Here is a 17,217-nt window from a genome sequence, read left to right as displayed (position 1 = left end):
TGGCCAGTCGAGAAGAAATGTTGTATTTCATGCAATAATCCAGGCCATGGATTGGCTAAACGGCTCAAATGTTGCATTTTGTGCAGCAATTTTAGGCTTAAAGGTCATTTTAGCCCGACCCTTGTCTAATATGTTGTATTTTCTACAACATAATGGGCTGCAACTCCCTCTTGCGGTCAAAAATGATGCATTTTATGCAACATTTGCTTGGAAGTCGGCAGGTACCTAGGTATCTTGACTACTTTTCGTTTATGCACCCTTGTTGTGGAAACCGATGGGTCACTTGGACCGAAGGGTTCTAGAAGGTAGAACGCCGCCAAGCAACAGAGAAAGAGCACTGCCGATGTAAAGAGCACTGCCGATATTCGGTGGTGCTTTTTTTGTACTTCCGGGCCACTTATTTCTACTGCGTAGATAAAAGCCTGCAAAAGTGCAGGCATTTCCGGCTTCATCGCAGGGTTGGACGCAAGAACCTGCAGAAGTGCATTTTTTTGAGCCGAATATGCCCTCAATGGCTGCATTACACGTTCAAAGCCTGCACTTTTGCAGGTATTTTGCGAAGAGTGGGGTTAATTGAGTGAAATAACTGCACTTTTGCCGGAATATAGAAGGGTTTCTTAGGTTGCTGAGCATTAGCGGAAGGCAATAAGATGGGAGCACCAACAGTAAGACTTTGAGTAATTATCTTCTTTATGCAGCTTCTTGATTTTTGGGTGAAGATGGTATTAACCTAAATCTAAATAACTGCATATCCTAAGAATTCAAAACCTGAACGCGGTAGTCAGGGGAAAAGCAGCTCAGGGGAATATTTTGACTCCGGCTCGTTCACACTGAATTTGAATGGAGTTCCCCTTGGCAAAAGATTAAAATATGGTATAATAAAAATAAAGTCAAAGAAAGTCAAAGTCAACAATGGCAGAATAATCATTAATTTATCGGCTTCTACCACTGGAGTTTGATGTTTTCGATTTTTCTGCAGACTTTATGTTTTAAGCAACTGGAGGATGAGTGATGCGAAATATCTCCGATATCATTGAACAATATCTCAAGAGTATTCTGCATGAAAGTCCCGAAGGAGCGGTGGAAATTCAGCGAAATGATCTGGCCGATCAATTCTCCTGTGTACCGTCGCAAATCAATTACGTCATCAGCACAAGGTTTACTCTGGAAAAAGGGTATCTGGTGGAAAGTAAAAGGGGAGGCGGCGGTTACGTTCGAATCCGGCGGATTGAGTTGCCGGGACCGACGTCGTTGCATACCCACTTGCACGAAACCATCGGCGACGAGATTGGGCAGACTGCAGCTGAAGGACTTATTTACAGGCTGGAAGAAGCTCGTTTTCTGAGCCGCCGGGAGGCCGCGCTGATGCGAGCCGCCATATCCAGGGAAACCCTGATGATCAAACTTCCTTACCGCGATCAGGTTCGGGCGAGAATGATGAAGGCCATGCTGATTTCTTTATTGGGTTAAATAGTCTACCCATGGAGGAGGGACACACACCTATGCAATGTCAAGAATGCGGCAAGCGACCCGCGACTTTGCACTTCACCAAGATTGTGAATGGGGAAAAAACGGAGTTTCACATTTGCGAATCCTGCGCCAGAGAAAAAGGGGAGCTGATTCCCGGCACCTCGGGCGGCTTCTCGATTCACAATTTGCTTTCGGGTTTTCTTGACTTTAATCCCTCGAGCAAAGGCCAGGTTTCCGGGGTGAAAAACCCTGAAGGTCTGCGATGTGAAGTTTGCGGAATGACCTATTCGCAGTTCAGCAAAATCGGGCGCTTCGGCTGCAGCTCCTGTTATAAATATTTTAATGACCGTTTGGATCCTCTTTTCAAAAGAGTGCATGGCAACACGGTTCACGTAGGGAAAGTTCCCAAGCGGACCGGCGGCCATATTCAGGTCAAACGCAAACTCGACGATCTTCGCCGCGAGCTGCAGTACCGGATTGTTCATGAAGAGTTTGAGGAAGCCGCCGCGCTTCGGGATCAGATCCGCGAGCTTGAGAAGAACATTTCCGCAGAGTAGGAGGAATATGCGATGCAAAATCTCCGGTTTACAGAACAACCGCTAAGCGAATGGATGAGCCGCGGAGGCCATGAATCCGATATCGTGATCAGCAGCCGGGTAAGAATTGCCCGCAACCTCATGGAGCAGCCTTTCCCGATGCTGGCCACCAATAAGCAGTCTGAAGAGGTGCTTAAGCAGCTGGAGGAAGTGCTGAATGATGAGCGGATTAAATCCTACGGCGAGCTATACCCGGTGCTTATGTCCGATTTGGATGAGCTCGACAAAAGAGTGTTGGTGGAAAAACACCTCATCAGCCCGAATTTGGCCGGCGAGTCCAGAAGCGGAGCGGTCTTTATTAGTGAAGACGAAAGTCTAAGCATCATGATTAATGAAGAGGATCATTTGCGAATTCAGTGTTTGTATCCGGGCTTCCAGGTTGAGGAAGCTTGGGAAAAGGCGACTGCCATCGATGATATTTTCGAGGAGCATGTGGATTTTGCATTTGACGCCCACCGTGGCTTTTTGACCAGCTGTCCGACCAATGTCGGCACCGGACTCAGAGCCTCCGTGATGATGCATCTGCCGGCGCTTGTATTGACACAGCAAATCAACCGCATCCTGTCGGCGGTATCGCAGGTAGGGCTGACGGTCCGCGGAATTTACGGCGAAGGCAGTGAATCGCTGGGGAACTTGTTTCAAATTTCAAATCAGATTACACTGGGACAAAGCGAAGAGGAGATTATCGAGAATTTGTACGGGGTTGTCCTGCAAATTATCGAGCACGAGAAAACAGCCAGAGAAAAGCTGCTCGGGGAATCACGCCTTCGGATGACCGACCGGGTTATGCGTTCTTATGGGATATTATCGCATGCGGCGATCATCGACTCGAAGGAGGCCGCTCAGCGGTTATCCGACGTCCGTCTGGGCGTGGATCTGGGGTTGATCGACACATTATCCACTCAAGCTCTAAATGAATTGAACGTGATGACGCAGCCAGGTTTTTTGCAGAAGAAATTCAACGAGAGCATGTCCCCAAGTGAACGGGATATGTACCGTGCAAAGCTGATCCGCGAAAAAATCAGTAATTGAAAGTATAGGATGGTCGGCAGAGAAGACTGCCGCTGCCTATGGCAATAGATCAACCATGGAGGTGTAGGAGAAGATGATGTTTGGAAGATTTACGGAACGTGCGCAGAAGGTTTTGGCATTGGCCCAAGAAGAAGCCGTTAGATTGGGACACAATAATATCGGGACGGAACATGTTTTACTCGGACTCATTCGCGAGGGAGAAGGCATTGCTGCCAAAGCGTTGATTGGTCTTGGTTTAGGTCTTGAAAAAATACAGGATGAAGTCGAAACGCTGATCGGTCGCGGGCAAGAGCAGCCTACGAATATCGCTTATACGCCGCGCGCCAAAAAGGTCATCGAGCTGTCCATGGACGAAGCCCGCAAGCTGGGTCATACTTACGTGGGAACCGAGCACATTTTGCTTGGCCTCATTCGTGAAGGAGAAGGCGTGGCGGCGCGCGTACTTAACAACCTGGGCATCAGCCTGAACAAAGCCCGCCAGCAAGTCTTGCAGCTGCTCGGCAGCAGCGAGGCGGTTTCGAGCCACAACGGAGCTCCGGCCAATGTAAACACGCCGACACTGGACAGTTTGGCCCGTGATTTGACGGCATCGGCCAAAGAAGGCAACCTGGATCCGGTCATCGGCAGAAGCAAAGAAATCGAACGGGTCATTCAGGTCTTGAGCCGCCGGACCAAAAACAACCCGGTACTCATCGGGGAGCCTGGAGTCGGGAAGACGGCGATTGCCGAAGGCCTGGCGCAAAAAATCATCAATAACGAAATTCCCGAAACGCTTCGTGACAAACGCGTCATGACTCTCGATATGGGGTCGGTGGTAGCGGGGACGAAATATCGTGGTGAATTTGAAGACCGCCTGAAGAAAATCATGGATGAAATCCGCCAAGCCGGGAACATTATCCTCTTTATTGACGAACTGCATACCCTGATCGGCGCAGGCGGAGCGGAAGGAGCCATCGACGCTTCCAATATCCTTAAACCGGCGCTGGCTCGCGGCGAACTGCAGTGCATCGGGGCAACAACGCTTGACGAATACCGCAAATACATTGAGAAGGATGCCGCTTTAGAACGTCGTTTCCAACCGATTACGGTAGATCAGCCTTCCGTGGAAGAAGCAATCCTAATTCTGCACGGTCTTCGTGACCGCTATGAAGCCCACCATCGCGTGAAGATTACGGATGAAGCCATCGAGCAAGCCGTAAAACTGTCCGATCGGTACATCCAGGACCGCTTTCTGCCTGACAAAGCAATCGACCTGATTGACGAGGCGGGCTCCAAAGTAAGGCTTAACTCCTATACGGTACCACCGAATTTGAAACAGCTTGAGAATCGTCTGGAGGACATCCGTAAGGAGAAGGACGCGGCCGTACAAAGTCAGGAATTTGAGAAAGCGGCGGCACTGCGCGATACCGAACAGAAGATTCGCGAAGAGCTTGACGTTACGAAAAACCAATGGAAAGAAAAACAAGGACGGACTGATTCCGAAGTTACTCCTGAAGATATCGCTCAGGTTGTAGCCAGCTGGACGGGAATTCCCGTCAACAAGCTGAAGGAAGAAGAAACCGAACGTTTGCTCAATATGGAACAGATCCTGCATGGACGCGTCATCGGCCAAGAAGAAGCCGTCAAAGCGGTCAGCCGGGCGATTCGCCGGGCGCGTGCGGGTCTGAAAGATCCGAAACGGCCGATGGGCTCTTTCGTTTTCTTGGGCCCGACCGGGGTCGGGAAAACCGAACTTGCCCGGGCGCTCGCCGAGTCTATGTTTGGCGATGAAAACGCGGTAATCCGTATCGATATGTCCGAGTACATGGAGAAACATTCCACGGCCCGTCTGGTCGGGGCGCCTCCGGGATATGTAGGTTACGAAGAAGGCGGACAGCTTACCGAAAAAGTACGCCGCAAGCCTTACTCCGTCGTATTGCTCGATGAAATCGAGAAAGCCCATCCTGAAGTGTTCAACATCTTGCTCCAAGTGCTGGAGGATGGACGCTTGACGGATTCGAAAGGCCGGGTAGTCGATTTCCGCAACACCCTGATTATTCTGACTTCCAACGTGGGAGCCGAAGCGATCAAGCGCAATACGCGGCTTGGCTTCACGGCTGTGCAAGATTCCGGAGCCGATTACGAGAACATGAAGGGCAAAGTGATGGAAGAGCTGAAGAAGAGCTTCCGTCCGGAATTCCTGAACCGGATCGACGAAATTATCGTCTTCCACTCCCTGGACGAATCTCACATCAGCCAAATCGTATCGCTGATGTCCGAGGAGCTGCGTAAACGGCTGCACGAATACGACGTCGACTTTACATTGACCGACAAAGCGAAGGCATTTCTGGCCAAAGAAGGCTTCGACCCCGCTTACGGCGCTCGTCCGCTTCGCCGGGCGATCCAAAAGCATATCGAGGACCGTTTGTCCGAGGAACTGCTTACCGGCAACGTGAAGAAAGGCGACTCGCTGACAATCGACGAAGAGAACGGCAGCTTGACTGTGACGAAAACGGGAGCCTATGTCAAAAACGCGTAATGCGATCAGTAAGCGAATATAAAGCAAATCAAGAAAAACCCGCAGTATACTGCGGGTTTTTCTTTTGCCTTTTTATTAAACCGGTGAGTTATCAAGAAGTCTCGGAACGCTTCAGTTCTTTTTTAAGGGACTTCGAAGGAAAATGAGCTTATTTGTCGAATAAAATAATACATTGGAGATGAAGAATGAACTTCACTTTCTCTCGGAGATGCAGAGCAGATTGCTGCAACATTTTCCGGACCGGTGAAGTCTATTTTTTTGTGTGCGAAAAATGGCTAGTTTTGATCAAAGTCTATTCGATGCTTGGCCCTTTCTTGGAAAGCTTTTGTTAAACTTTGCTTAAAGAGTTGTTAATGTTTGCCGTATAAAATGGAGTCCGGAGTTCCAGATTCCTTTATTCCCAACCTTCACCTTCTTGAACATATGATCTATAAGCTTTATACTTTTTTTCAGGTGCCTGGGCAGAGGTCCAGTGAACTGCGAGCCGTGATAGAAAGAGGAGGTTTTTCATAGATAAGGGTTCGCGAATCCAGTTCACCGGAGCGCTGCAAGAGGTTCGTAATGATCGATGCGTGGCTCTAAAGCCATGTGACGCTTGATCATGCCCGAATTGCCAGTATCATTGAGGGGAGACACCAAAGTGGTTTTTTCGAGTTTGTTTTTTTTGTACCTTTTTTTGCCTATTCTATTGATCGCTTATTTTGCTATTAAAAATACTTCCTACCGGACATGGGTTCTTATTGCTTTTTCTTATGTATTTTATGCCTGGGGCGAACCGGTATGGGTCGTATTGCTGTTATTGGCCTCTATCATAGGCTACTTTTTTGCGCTCGGAATCGAGCGAACGAGAGGCACTTGGCTGGCCAAAGCGCAATATATCGTAGCCATCCTCATCAACATCGGAATTTTGGGATTTTTCAAATATGCCAAGTTTCTTGTCGAAAATTTAAATGCGGTACTTCCGCTGCATCTGCCGGCTCCGTCCGTGACGCTGCCGATCGGGATTTCCTTTTTTACATTTGAAATCATTTGCTACTTAAGCGACGTCTACAAAGGAACGATCAAAGCGCCGAAGTCGCCTAAAAAAATATTGCTGTACGTATCGTTTTTCCCGCACTTGGTGGCGGGTCCCATTATTCGCTATTCGGACATCGAGCAGCAGATCGATAATCCTAAAGTGACGGTAGCCGGCTTCAGCGAAGGGATTACCCGGTTTTTAATCGGTCTTGGCAAGAAGGTCATTTTCGCCAACTTGCTCGGGGAGTCGACCGCGCTGCTGCTGAATCCGGGCTCCGACTCTTCCACGGTTCTGGGCATCTGGTTCGGGATCGCCTTATTTGCCCTGCAGATTTATTTTGACTTCTCGGGGTACTCCGACATGGCTATCGGCCTTGGCAAAATGTTCGGGATTTCGCTGCGTGAAAACTTCAACTACCCTTACATTTCAAAGTCCGCTTCCGAGTTCTGGCGCCGTTGGAACATGTCTCTCGGCGGATTTTTCCGGGATTACGTGTACATCCCATTAGGCGGGAATCGCAAATTTTATTTGCGAAATTTGTTTGTCGTCTGGTTTCTTACTGGATTCTGGCATGGAGCAAGCTGGAATTTCATCATTTGGGGGCTTTACTTCGGACTGCTGATTTTTCTGGAACGGCAGTTCCTGCAAAAATGGCTGGACAAGGTGCCAAAGGTTTTCGCTCATTTATACTCTACGTTGGCCATGCTGGTCGGCTGGGTGTGGTTCTACTTTACCGACTTGTCCCAAGCGGTTAAGGCGCTTCTCACCATGTTCGGACTAAATCATCGCGAATTTGCGACGACCGAACTGCAAATCTACTTTAGAGAAAACGAATTGCTGTTCTTTATCGCGATCATCGCCTGTACGCCTCTGATGAAGTGGGTATTCCAGTCCCTGGGCCAAAAATATCCGAAGCTGGGATCAGGCTTAAATCTGGTTGGGGTGCAGCTGCTTAATGTCGCCATTCTGGTGACCGCTACGATTCTTCTTATCGGAAGCACATATAATCCATTTCTTTATTATCGATTCTAACGTGGAGGGCGAAGATGAAGAATCAACCCAAACTCAATCTACTGTTGTTCCTGCTGCTAATTTTCGGCTTCGGCATCGTCAATTTGATATATTCCCAATCCCATTCCGCCAAGGTATCCGAGCTTGAGCAGCGTGAGTTGACGCAAAGACCCGCATTTACCTTGGAGAGTTTCTTCAAAGGCGAATATACGCGTAATTTCGATAATTATTTCTCTGATAATTTTGCGTTTCGGACTTCTCTTGTTCAAGTAGGAACGGATCTGATGAAATTAAAAGGCCTGCCCGATTCGAATGAAGCGACTTTGATCGAACAGGGCGGGGATAATATGGCCCAAAACTTGAACGACAAGAATGGCGGAAGCAACGGCAAAGATGCGGTTCCCGCTTCAGTGGCGGCTACCGGAACAGCCGGAACCCAGACGCAGGCGAGCACGGCGGATCAGACCAAGTATTTGATTCTGAAGGATCAGGCGTTTACGTTGTTCAGCTATTCCGCGCCTGCGGCCGAAATGTATGCGGATGCTTTGAACCGGTTCAAGAAATCGGTTGATCCGAAGGTTAAGGTATACTCTTTGCTGGCTCCGACCTCCTCGGAATTCATAACGGACAAGAAATACAAAGCGATGTCCGATTCCCAGAAGGATGCCTTTGCCCATATTGACGAATTGCTGGATCCCGAGATCGGGCAGATCGACGCTTACGATGTATTGGATAAGCACAGCAAAGAAGACGTGTACTTCCGTACCGACCATCACTGGACCGCACTGGGCGCCTATTATGCTTATACCGAGATGATGAAAACGATCGGCGAAGAGCCGGTTTCTCTGAGCAAATATCAAACCGGCAAAATTAAGGACTACCTGGGTTCGTCCTACAAAGCTACGCTCAACGCTAAGCTGAAGGCCCATCCGGATACGATTACCTACTATACGCCTTTTGTTAAATACACTTATACTCAGCACACCACCAGCGGCAAAGCGCTGGCGAAACCAAAAGCTGTCGATCCTAATTTTGCAAGACAAGATATCGGTTTTTACGCCGTCTTTTTGGGCGGGGATTTCCCTTGGGGTGAAATTTCGACCGGCAACAAGAACGGCAAAAAAATTGCGGTTATCAAGGATTCTTACGCGAATGCCTTTATTCCGTTCCTCATTCCGCATTACGAGACGGTATATTATGTTGATCCGCGATATTACACCGGCAATATCATCGACTTTGTCAAAGAACACTCGGTCACGGACGTCCTGTTCCTGAACAATTCGACGGTGGCCCGCAATACGGGAATCGCCGAGCTTTTGAACGAGAAAATGGATAAGGCGAAGTAGGCCCTTCAAAACATTTCCATTCCTACCGATGATAAATAGTAAGGCAGTCTCAAAGCGATGCTTTGTGGCTGCCTTTTTAACACCGTTTTGATGGGTCAAACCGTCCGTGAAAAGACTTTACGATAAAACTTAAAGAATGGTAAACTTTGAGTGTTCCCCCACATGGAGTGGGCCCTGCAAAGTTTCAGAATTTTGCAGCAGCGAGAAGGAGAGGTACATGGTTAAAGTCAAACATAAGTTTTTTTGCACCGAATGCGGCTACGAATCCCCAAAATGGTACGGTAAATGCCCCGGCTGCGGCGCCTGGAATTCCATGGTTGAAGAAGTGGAAAAGGTTGTCAAGACACAGGGGATTTCCACCGGGATATTTCATGCGAAAGAAAAGCCGCTTTCGATCATAAATATAGAGAGCAGTCAGGAGCCCCGTATTCTGACCGGAATTGGCGAACTGAATCGGGTGCTTGGCGGAGGTGTAGTTCCCGGATCCCTAGTGTTAGTCGGCGGAGATCCCGGAATCGGAAAATCGACACTGCTGCTGCAGACCTCCCATGAAATGGCGAGTGCCGGGCTTAGGGTCTTGTATATTTCCGGGGAGGAATCCATCCGGCAGACTAAGCTTCGGGCCGAACGACTGGGCACTTTATCCTCCGAGTTGTTCGTGCTTTGCGAAAGCAGCATGGACGGTATTGAGGAAGCTATCGAAAACGTAAAACCGGATTTTCTCGTGATCGATTCGATTCAGACCGTGTATCTGCCGGAAGTAACGAGCGCGCCGGGCAGCGTCTCACAGGTTCGTGAATGTACAGCCCGATTCATGCGCATTGCTAAAGGACAGGGAATCGCTACGGTGCTGGTCGGCCACGTTACCAAAGAGGGGGCCATTGCCGGACCTCGCTTGCTTGAACATATGGTCGATTGTGTGCTTTATTTTGAAGGAGAGCGTCATCATACCTATCGGCTGCTTAGAGCCGTAAAGAACCGGTTTGGTTCGACCAATGAAATTGGCATTTTCGAAATGAACGAGTCGGGGCTGGCCGAGGTGGCGAACCCGTCGGAACTGTTCCTGTCCGAGCGGCCGCTTGGCGTGGCGGGATCGACTGTCGTCGCCAGCATGGAGGGAACACGGCCGATGCTTGTAGAGCTTCAGGCCCTGATCGCCTCGACGCATTTCCCTTCCCCGCGCAGGATGGCAACCGGCGTCGATCATAACCGTTTGGGTCTGATTATCGCCGTGCTTGAGAAGCGGATGGGCATGTTCCTGCAGAACCAGGACGCCTACGTTAATTTGGCCGGGGGCGTAAAGCTGGATGAGCCGGCGGTGGATCTCGCGATTGCGATCAGCATCGCTTCCAGCTTCCGCGACATGCCGACGAAACCTTACGATGTCGTGTTTGGCGAAGTGGGATTAACCGGGGAGGTCCGGGCGGTGTCTCGGGCGGAACAGCGGGTCAAAGAAGCTGCCAAGCTTGGCTTCAAACGGGTTATTTTGCCGGAGAAGAGCATGAAGGGGTGGAAGGGACCGCAGGGTATAGAATTGGTAGGAATAAATACCGTCGCAGATGCACTAGCTGTTGCGTTAGATTAGGGGGCATTAATTGATGAAAGAAGCAACTCAAATAGAGAAAATGAACGATTTGCTCAGACTCGTCGCACCGGGAACTGCCTTTCGCGACGGATTGGAAAACGTGCTTCGCGCCAAAACCGGCGGACTGATCGTGGTTGGATATAGTCCGGAGGTCATGGAAGTCGTGGAGGGCGGTTTTTCGATCAACTGTGATTTCACGCCGAACTATCTTTATGAGCTTGCTAAAATGGACGGTGCGATTATTCTGAGCGAGGATCTGAAAAGAATTCTGTACGCCAATACCCAGTTGATCCCGGATTCCTCGATCGCTTCTTCGGAGACCGGCATTCGCCACCGCACCGCCGAACGGGTCGCTAAGCAAACCGGGAAGCTGGTGGTTTCCATCTCTCAGCGGCGTAACATCATTACCCTGTATCAGGGTGGCCTTCGTTATGCGCTGAAAGAGATCGGCGTGATTCTGACCAAGGCCAATCAGGCCATTCAGACGCTGGAGAAATACAGATCCGTTCTGAATCAAACTTTGACGAACCTGACGGCTTCGGAATTCGAGGAACTCGTAACCATTCCGGAAGTGGTAAACGTCATGCAGCGGGTCGAGATGGTGATTCGGATCAAAATGGAAATCAAACGGTTCATTAATGAGCTTGGCACGGAAGGACGTCTGATCAGCATGCAGATGGAAGAGCTGGTCAGCAATATGGAGGAAGAGGCCTGGCTGTTGTACAAGGACTATGCCAAAGACGACAGCGACGAGGCGATTCGTGAAATCATCCTGGGGCTCAAGCGTTCTACCGATGACGAATTGCTCGACGACAACCATATCACCCGGCTGCTGGGATATCCGACCGCGGCAGCTACTTCGGAAGACCTGGTATCTCCACGCGGCTACAGGGTGCTGAACAAAATTCCGCGGCTGCCGAACGTCATTATTCATAATCTGGTTGAGCGTTTCCGCCAACTGCCGAACGTAATGATGGCCAGCATCGAAGAACTGGATGAAGTCGACGGTATCGGGGAATCCAGGGCCCGTGCGATCAAAGAAGGTTTAAAACGCCTGCAGGAACAGGTTTTCATTGACAGACAAATTTAAATCTCCCATCATCAAGTGATGGTATTCATGAATTACGATTCCGAGGTGAAGAGATGATTGCAAAATCAATTCCGAACTTGTTCACATTGGGGAACCTGTTGCTCGGAATGTTGGCTATCATGCTGGCGCTGGAGGATAGGCACAGCATAGCGGCTATAATGGTCATTGTCGCCATGCTGCTTGACGGATTGGACGGACGGGTGGCTCGGGCGCTAAATTGCCAAAGCGAATTTGGCAAAGAGCTTGATTCTTTATCCGACATTATTTCTTTCGGAATTGCTCCGGCACTCATTATGTACACGATTTCGTTCGATAACGTCCCGCAGGGAATCGCTTGGGCGGTAACGGCTCTGTTTCCGATGTGCGGTGCCTTGCGGCTCGCTCGTTTTAATGTGCAAAAAGGCGTTCCGGGATATTTTATCGGTTTGCCGATTCCTGCAGCCGGTGGGGTTGCGGCTACGTTATCGCTGTTTTACAGGGACTTTTCGGCACCCTATTTCATCGTTGCCATGATGCTGCTGTCTTATTTGATGATCAGCACTGTAAGGTACCCTAATTTCAAGAAAGTTGGGCTTCCCAAAAAAGCCGTGATGTATACGCCGATTGTCGTTGTTTTTGCCGTTGTGATCGCATTGGTATTTCCGAACCACCTGGCCAAACTGATTTTCGTTCCGCTTGTGGTATACGCTTCTTATGGCCTGAAGCAAAATGTGGATAGGCTCCTGCGACTTAGACGGAAACATTCGCGACACGATGAATTGGAAGATGCATACCGCTCAAAGCATTTATAGAACGGACGCAATAAAAAAAGGCATGGATCACCGCCAGGCGGGATGATCGATGCCTTTTTTCGTTAAAACCGGCCTTATGATAAATTGAACAACCCTAAGGTTGAGCATTTTTGCGATTCGCGTTCTACAATTTCGTCCATGCTGATGCCTAAGAGATTACATAATGCGGACATATAGAAAAGATTGCGTCCAAGCTCATTCGTAATAGCGTCCCGGCAATTCTCGCAAAGCTCGCCCCGGACATGCTTGGCAAGCGTTTCTTTGGCTTGCTCCAAGTCCATACCCGGTTCAAAATCCTGTCTCGTAGCATGCAGCTCGATGCACCCGCATTCGGTTACGGCTTTGGTGACGGCGCGAACGGCGGAGGCGTTGGTTTGTCCGGTTTTGGACAAGACATCCAGCAAACTGCGGTGACGGAGCAACAGTTCGGAAACTTGTTCTTGAAAAGATTGAAGGCTTGGTGCGCTCATTTTTCCATCCACCTCAATATTATGAATTGAGTTCATTATATGCCACTTTTTCCCCTCATATCAACCTGAAATCCCTCACAACGAGGGCGATTTCGTAAAAGAATCCTGCGGCGCCGCCAAAAAAAAGTTCAAACCTCCCGATTATGCTATCCAAAATTGGATCATACTGGATATTGAAGTTAATGATTCAGGAGGTGAAGAGAGAGATGCTGAAAAAATATTTGCTGGCCTTAGCCGGTCTATGCGGGGCATGGTTCGGTTATACGGCAGGCGGAATGACTTCTATACTGCCGGAAGCGCTTCGGAACTGGTTTAACGGAATAAATTCAATGGCAACCCATTTCATTTTGGCATTTGCGGGCGCTTTATTGTTTTTGCTGCTATTCTCCCTCGCCGCAGAGGCGGTTTCTTCGAGGGTGAGAATGTGGATTACTGCATTAACGCGTATTCCGATGAATGAAATGGCGGCCGGAACGGCCGGCTTGACCGTGGGACTTCTTCTTTCTTTAATGGTCTATCCCCTGTTGTCCTGGCTTGGATCCATGGAAAGTATAGCCCGTTTTGCCGTATCGGCGTTGTTTGGTTACATAGGGGTGTATGTCGGGCTTGCTAAAAAGGAAGAGCTGTCTTTGCTATGGAAAACGGGGAATTGGGGCAGAGAAGCTGTAAGCGATGAGCGGCGTTTGGAAGAGCATAAAATTTTGGATACCAGCGTGATTATCGACGGGCGGATCGCCGATATTTGCAAAACCGGGTTTATCGAAGGCACGATCGTGATCCCGGAATTTGTTTTGGAGGAGCTTCAGCATATTGCGGATTCGTCGGATTTGCTCAAGCGGAACCGGGGACGCCGGGGCCTTGATATTTTGAATAAAATTCAAAAGGAACTGGACGTCAAGGTGATGATCTACGAAGGGGATTTCGAAGAAATCTCCGAGGTGGACAGCAAGCTTGTCAAGCTGGCTAAGGTGCTGCAGGGTAAAGTGGTGACCAACGATTTTAACCTGAATAAGGTTTGCGAGCTTCAAGGCGTTTCGGTCCTCAATATCAACGACCTCGCCAACGCGGTCAAGCCGGTTGTGCTTCCGGGCGAGGAGATCATGGTTCAAGTCATCAAGGACGGCAAGGAACATGGACAAGGTGTTGCTTACCTGGATGACGGAACGATGATCGTGGTTGAAGGCGGCCGCGACTTTATCGGCAGTATTACGGAAGTTCTGGTGACCAGCGTGTTGCAGACGTCAGCGGGACGGATGATTTTCGCCAAACCGAAACTGTTGGAAAAAGCCCAGTAAATTCGGTATGATGGGAATAAATGCGCGAACAGGCGCAGAATTCTGGGCAGGGCGAGGCAGAAACATATGGTATTAGAAGCAATTCCCCGAGCGGAGGGCGTCGGCGTGATCGTCGTTGCGGCCGGCCGGGGAACCCGTATGGGTACGAAGGAAAGCAAGCAGTATCTCATGCTGCACAATAAGCCGGTCTTCATTCATACGCTGGAGGCATTCGATCGTCATCCGCTTATCACGGAATTGGTGCTTGTCACCGGTGAAGGAGATGTGGAACGATGTAAGGCATGGATCGGGGAATTCGACATCCGCAACAAAATAAAGGTTATTCCGGGCGGCGCAGAGCGTCAGCATTCGGTATACCGGGGACTGCTGGAAATCAGCGCTCCATGGGTACTGGTGCATGACGGCGTCCGCCCTTTTGTCACGCACGGGCAAATCACGTCCTGCTACGAGACAGCGGTGGCATGCGGGGCCTCTGTGCTTGCGGTACCGGTGAAAGACACCGTGAAACAGGCGGACGGGCAGGGCTGGGTGAACGCGACACTTGACCGCAGCAGCCTGTGGGCGATACAAACCCCGCAAGCATTTCGGCGCGGCGACCTCCTGCTGGCCCACGAGCGGGCAGACCAAGAAGGTTTTATAGGCACCGATGATTCGATGCTTGTTGAGCGTATGGGAATTCCCGTTAAGATAGTGGAGGGCGGTTACGGCAACATCAAGATTACGACGCCTGAAGATCTGGAATATGCGGAGTTCATCCAGCGCCGGAAGTAGCGTGAGGGGAGAGAGGAAACAATGAGAATCAGCGTAGGACAAGGGTTTGACGTACACCAGCTAGTTGAAGGAAGGCCATGCATCATCGGAGGGGTAACGATTCCTTATGAGAAAGGGCTGCTCGGACATTCGGATGCCGACGTGCTTCTTCATGCGGTCAGCGATGCCGTTTTGGGGGCGCTTGGTCTGGGGGATATCGGACGGCATTTTCCCGACACTGATCCCGCTTTTAAAGGGGCGGACAGCGTAAAGCTGTTGGAGCGGGTATGGGACATGGCCAAAGAGAAAGGTTACCGACTGGGCAATCTGGATGCTACGATTATCGCGCAGCGGCCGAAAATGGCTCCGCATATTCCGCAAATGGCTGCAAATATTGCTAGTGTGCTGGAAACGGAGCAGGAGCGCGTCAACGTGAAGGCCACGACGACCGAGCATCTCGGTTTTACCGGGCGCGGCGAAGGCATTGCGGCACAATGCATTGTCTGTCTGGTCTCGGATGTGTTATCATTTTAGGATTGTAACGAGTTCACACGCTCAATTTTTACAACTTATCAGCCTGGGGAGGAATAGTTATGGCAGAGGTTCGAGTGCGTTATGCGCCGAGTCCGACCGGTCATTTACATATCGGAAATGCAAGAACGGCGTTATTCAATTATTTGTTTGCCAGACATCACGGCGGGAAATTCATTATCCGGATCGAAGATACGGACGTGAAACGCAACGTGGAAGGCGGGGAAGAGAATCAGCTTACCTACCTGAAATGGCTCGGCATCGACTGGGATGAAAGCGTGGATGTAGGCGGAAAATACGGACCATATCGCCAAACGGAGCGATTGGATCTATACCGCCCGCTGGTGCAGGATTTGCTTGACCGGGGGTTGGCCTACCGCTGCTATTGCACGGAGGAAGAGCTCGAAAAGGAACGCGAAGAGCAGATGGCCCGCGGCGAAACTCCGCGTTATTCCGGGAAGCATCGCAATCTTTCGCCGGAGCAAATCGCCGCTTTCGAAGCGGAGGGATTGCCGTACAGCATCCGTTTCCGTGTTCCGGAAGGCCGCACTTTTACGTTCGACGACCTTGTCAAAGGGCCGATCTCGTTTGAGTCGGATATCAGCGGCGACTTCGTTATCGTCAAAAAAGACGGCATTCCTACGTACAACTTTGCAGTCGTGCTTGATGATCATCTTATGGAAATCACTCACGTTCTGCGAGGGGAGGATCATGTATCCAACACGCCTCGCCAGTTGATGATTTACGACGCGTTTGGCTGGGAGCCGCCGGTGTTCGGCCATATGACCCTGATCGTCGGGGAAAATCATAAAAAGCTGAGTAAACGCGACGAATCGGTTATTCAGTTTATCGAGCAATACGACCAACTGGGCTATTTGCCGGAGGCGTTGTTCAACTTCATCTCTCTGCTCGGCTGGTCGCCGGAGGGAGAAGAGGAGTTCTTCACCAAGGAAGAACTGGTAGCGATTTTTGACGCCAACCGCTTATCCCGCAGTCCGGCGGTATTTGATACGAACAAGCTTGCGCATCTGAACAACCACTATATCAAAAATGCCGATTCCGAGCGCATTGCGGCGCTCGCGATCCCACATTTGCAAAAGGCGTCCCGCCTGCCGGAGGAATTGTCGCCCGAGCAAGCGGCCTGGGCCAAAGCGCTTGTCGCTTTGTACCAGGAGCAAATGACAGCCGCGTCCGATATCGTGGAGTTGTCGGAGCTGTTCTTCCGCACCGACCTGGAATTTGACGACGAAGCGACTGCCGTGCTGGCCGAAGCGCAGGTGCCTGAAGTGCTCAGCGCTTTCCTCGCCAAGATCGAGGCGCTTGAGGCATTTACGGCGGAGAACATCGCCGCGCGCATCAAAGAAGTGCAAAAGGAAACCGGCCACAAGGGCAAAGGGTTGTTTATGCCGATCCGCGTCGCATTGACCGGACAAGTCCACGGCCGCGACCTGAACCAGACGATTTATCTGCTCGGCCAAGAGCGAACGATCGAACGCCTGAAATCGCAGCTTGCGAGCCGTTAAGCGTAAGCGAGCCCGTGGCTTAGCCAAATCATTTCTTGTAGCTTTACCGCCTTTCAGGTAATATAAAGGCAAGAATCATTACTACAACTCACATAGGCAGGCTGAGCAGCGGAGGGAAGTTTGGAGCCGAAGAAGCGAAGCGGTCGCCTTTGCGATTGGATTGTTTCTTATTAAGATTTCATATGATCAGA

At 50.2% G+C, this 17,217-nt stretch carries 15 protein-coding genes; 14 read left to right on the top strand and 1 reads right to left on the bottom strand.

The features are described 5' to 3' along the window. The 10 genes from ACI48K_RS23185 to pssA form a co-directional block, all read left to right on the top strand. Positions 1-229 (top strand): hypothetical protein (locus ACI48K_RS23185; RefSeq protein ID WP_475030007.1); only part of this gene is annotated, 229 nt, incomplete at its 5' end. A 782-nt stretch (positions 230-1,011) separates the two neighbouring features. Then, positions 1,012-1,470 (top strand): CtsR family transcriptional regulator, encoded by a 459-nt coding sequence (locus ACI48K_RS23180; RefSeq protein ID WP_475030006.1) that lies wholly within the window; start codon positions 1,012-1,014, stop codon positions 1,468-1,470. A 32-nt stretch (positions 1,471-1,502) separates the two neighbouring features. Next, entirely contained in the window at positions 1,503-2,027 is a 525-nt protein-coding gene (locus ACI48K_RS23175; protein WP_475030005.1) for a UvrB/UvrC motif-containing protein, read from the top strand. Between the two features lie 12 nt (positions 2,028-2,039). Continuing rightward, a complete protein-coding gene (locus tag ACI48K_RS23170) occupies positions 2,040-3,098 on the top strand; it encodes a protein arginine kinase (RefSeq protein ID WP_475030004.1) in 1,059 nt (352 codons plus the stop codon). Between the two features lie 73 nt (positions 3,099-3,171). Further along, positions 3,172-5,616 carry an ATP-dependent protease ATP-binding subunit ClpC gene (gene clpC / locus ACI48K_RS23165; protein ID WP_475030003.1) on the top strand — a complete coding sequence of 815 codons (2,445 nt, stop codon included), beginning with the start codon at positions 3,172-3,174 and terminating at the stop codon, positions 5,614-5,616. Between the two features lie 640 nt (positions 5,617-6,256). Then, positions 6,257-7,666 (top strand): MBOAT family O-acyltransferase, encoded by a 1,410-nt coding sequence (locus ACI48K_RS23160; protein WP_475030002.1) that lies wholly within the window; start codon positions 6,257-6,259, stop codon positions 7,664-7,666. A gap of 14 nt (positions 7,667-7,680) precedes the next feature. Then, positions 7,681-8,991: a DHHW family protein gene (locus tag ACI48K_RS23155; RefSeq protein WP_475030001.1), complete on the top strand. Its 1,311-nt coding sequence runs from the start codon at positions 7,681-7,683 to the stop codon at positions 8,989-8,991. A gap of 217 nt (positions 8,992-9,208) precedes the next feature. Then, the gene (gene radA, locus ACI48K_RS23150; protein WP_475030000.1) at positions 9,209-10,576 is read left to right on the top strand and encodes a DNA repair protein RadA; all 1,368 of its coding nucleotides are present in this window, start codon (positions 9,209-9,211) and stop codon (positions 10,574-10,576) included. A gap of 13 nt (positions 10,577-10,589) precedes the next feature. Further along, positions 10,590-11,666: a DNA integrity scanning diadenylate cyclase DisA gene (disA, locus tag ACI48K_RS23145; protein ID WP_475029999.1), complete on the top strand. Its 1,077-nt coding sequence runs from the start codon at positions 10,590-10,592 to the stop codon at positions 11,664-11,666. A gap of 53 nt (positions 11,667-11,719) precedes the next feature. Next, positions 11,720-12,457, top strand: coding sequence for a CDP-diacylglycerol--serine O-phosphatidyltransferase (gene pssA, locus ACI48K_RS23140; RefSeq protein WP_475029998.1), 738 nt, complete (start codon positions 11,720-11,722; stop codon positions 12,455-12,457). Between the two features lie 74 nt (positions 12,458-12,531). Here the strand turns inward: pssA and ACI48K_RS23135 are convergent, their stop codons facing one another. After that, a complete protein-coding gene (locus tag ACI48K_RS23135; protein WP_475029997.1) occupies positions 12,532-12,927 on the bottom strand; it encodes a nucleoside triphosphate pyrophosphohydrolase family protein in 396 nt (131 codons plus the stop codon). Positions 12,928-13,133: 206 nt separating this feature from the next. On the opposite strand from ACI48K_RS23135, the gene ACI48K_RS23130 reads away from it, so the two are divergent. The 4 genes from ACI48K_RS23130 (at position 13,134) to gltX (ending at position 17,026) form a co-directional block, all read left to right on the top strand. Next, positions 13,134-14,222 (top strand): PIN/TRAM domain-containing protein, encoded by a 1,089-nt coding sequence (locus tag ACI48K_RS23130; protein ID WP_475029996.1) that lies wholly within the window; start codon positions 13,134-13,136, stop codon positions 14,220-14,222. 66 nt (positions 14,223-14,288) lie between these two features. After that, positions 14,289-14,993, top strand: a complete 705-nt coding sequence (ispD, locus tag ACI48K_RS23125) for a 2-C-methyl-D-erythritol 4-phosphate cytidylyltransferase (protein ID WP_475029995.1) — start codon at positions 14,289-14,291, stop codon at positions 14,991-14,993. A 21-nt stretch (positions 14,994-15,014) separates the two neighbouring features. Then, a complete protein-coding gene (gene ispF / locus ACI48K_RS23120) occupies positions 15,015-15,506 on the top strand; it encodes a 2-C-methyl-D-erythritol 2,4-cyclodiphosphate synthase (RefSeq protein ID WP_475029994.1) in 492 nt (163 codons plus the stop codon). A 59-nt stretch (positions 15,507-15,565) separates the two neighbouring features. Continuing rightward, a complete protein-coding gene (gene gltX / locus ACI48K_RS23115; protein WP_475029993.1) occupies positions 15,566-17,026 on the top strand; it encodes a glutamate--tRNA ligase in 1,461 nt (486 codons plus the stop codon). Positions 17,027-17,217: the final 191 nt, after the last annotated feature.

The organism is Paenibacillus terrisolis, from assembly GCF_056171975.1.
This window is presented reverse-complemented; position numbering and strand designations above follow the sequence as displayed.

Excerpts from the sequence above, each read along its gene's own strand:
- ACI48K_RS23130 (WP_475029996.1), top strand. The coding sequence starts at position 13,134 with ATGCTGAAAAAATATTTGCTGGCCTTAGCCGGTCTATGCGGGGCATGG.
- ACI48K_RS23155 (WP_475030001.1), top strand. The coding sequence starts at position 7,681 with ATGAAGAATCAACCCAAACTCAATCTACTGTTGTTCCTGCTGCTAATT.
- disA (WP_475029999.1), top strand. The coding sequence starts at position 10,590 with ATGAAAGAAGCAACTCAAATAGAGAAAATGAACGATTTGCTCAGACTC.
- ispD (WP_475029995.1), top strand. The coding sequence starts at position 14,289 with ATGGTATTAGAAGCAATTCCCCGAGCGGAGGGCGTCGGCGTGATCGTC.
- gltX (WP_475029993.1), top strand. The coding sequence starts at position 15,566 with ATGGCAGAGGTTCGAGTGCGTTATGCGCCGAGTCCGACCGGTCATTTA.
- clpC (WP_475030003.1), top strand. The coding sequence starts at position 3,172 with ATGATGTTTGGAAGATTTACGGAACGTGCGCAGAAGGTTTTGGCATTG.
- ACI48K_RS23135 (WP_475029997.1), bottom strand. The coding sequence starts at position 12,927 with ATGAGCGCACCAAGCCTTCAATCTTTTCAAGAACAAGTTTCCGAACTG.
- ACI48K_RS23175 (WP_475030005.1), top strand. The coding sequence starts at position 1,503 with ATGCAATGTCAAGAATGCGGCAAGCGACCCGCGACTTTGCACTTCACC.
- ACI48K_RS23180 (WP_475030006.1), top strand. The coding sequence starts at position 1,012 with ATGCGAAATATCTCCGATATCATTGAACAATATCTCAAGAGTATTCTG.
- pssA (WP_475029998.1), top strand. The coding sequence starts at position 11,720 with ATGATTGCAAAATCAATTCCGAACTTGTTCACATTGGGGAACCTGTTG.
- ispF (WP_475029994.1), top strand. The coding sequence starts at position 15,015 with ATGAGAATCAGCGTAGGACAAGGGTTTGACGTACACCAGCTAGTTGAA.
- radA (WP_475030000.1), top strand. The coding sequence starts at position 9,209 with ATGGTTAAAGTCAAACATAAGTTTTTTTGCACCGAATGCGGCTACGAA.
- ACI48K_RS23170 (WP_475030004.1), top strand. The coding sequence starts at position 2,040 with ATGCAAAATCTCCGGTTTACAGAACAACCGCTAAGCGAATGGATGAGC.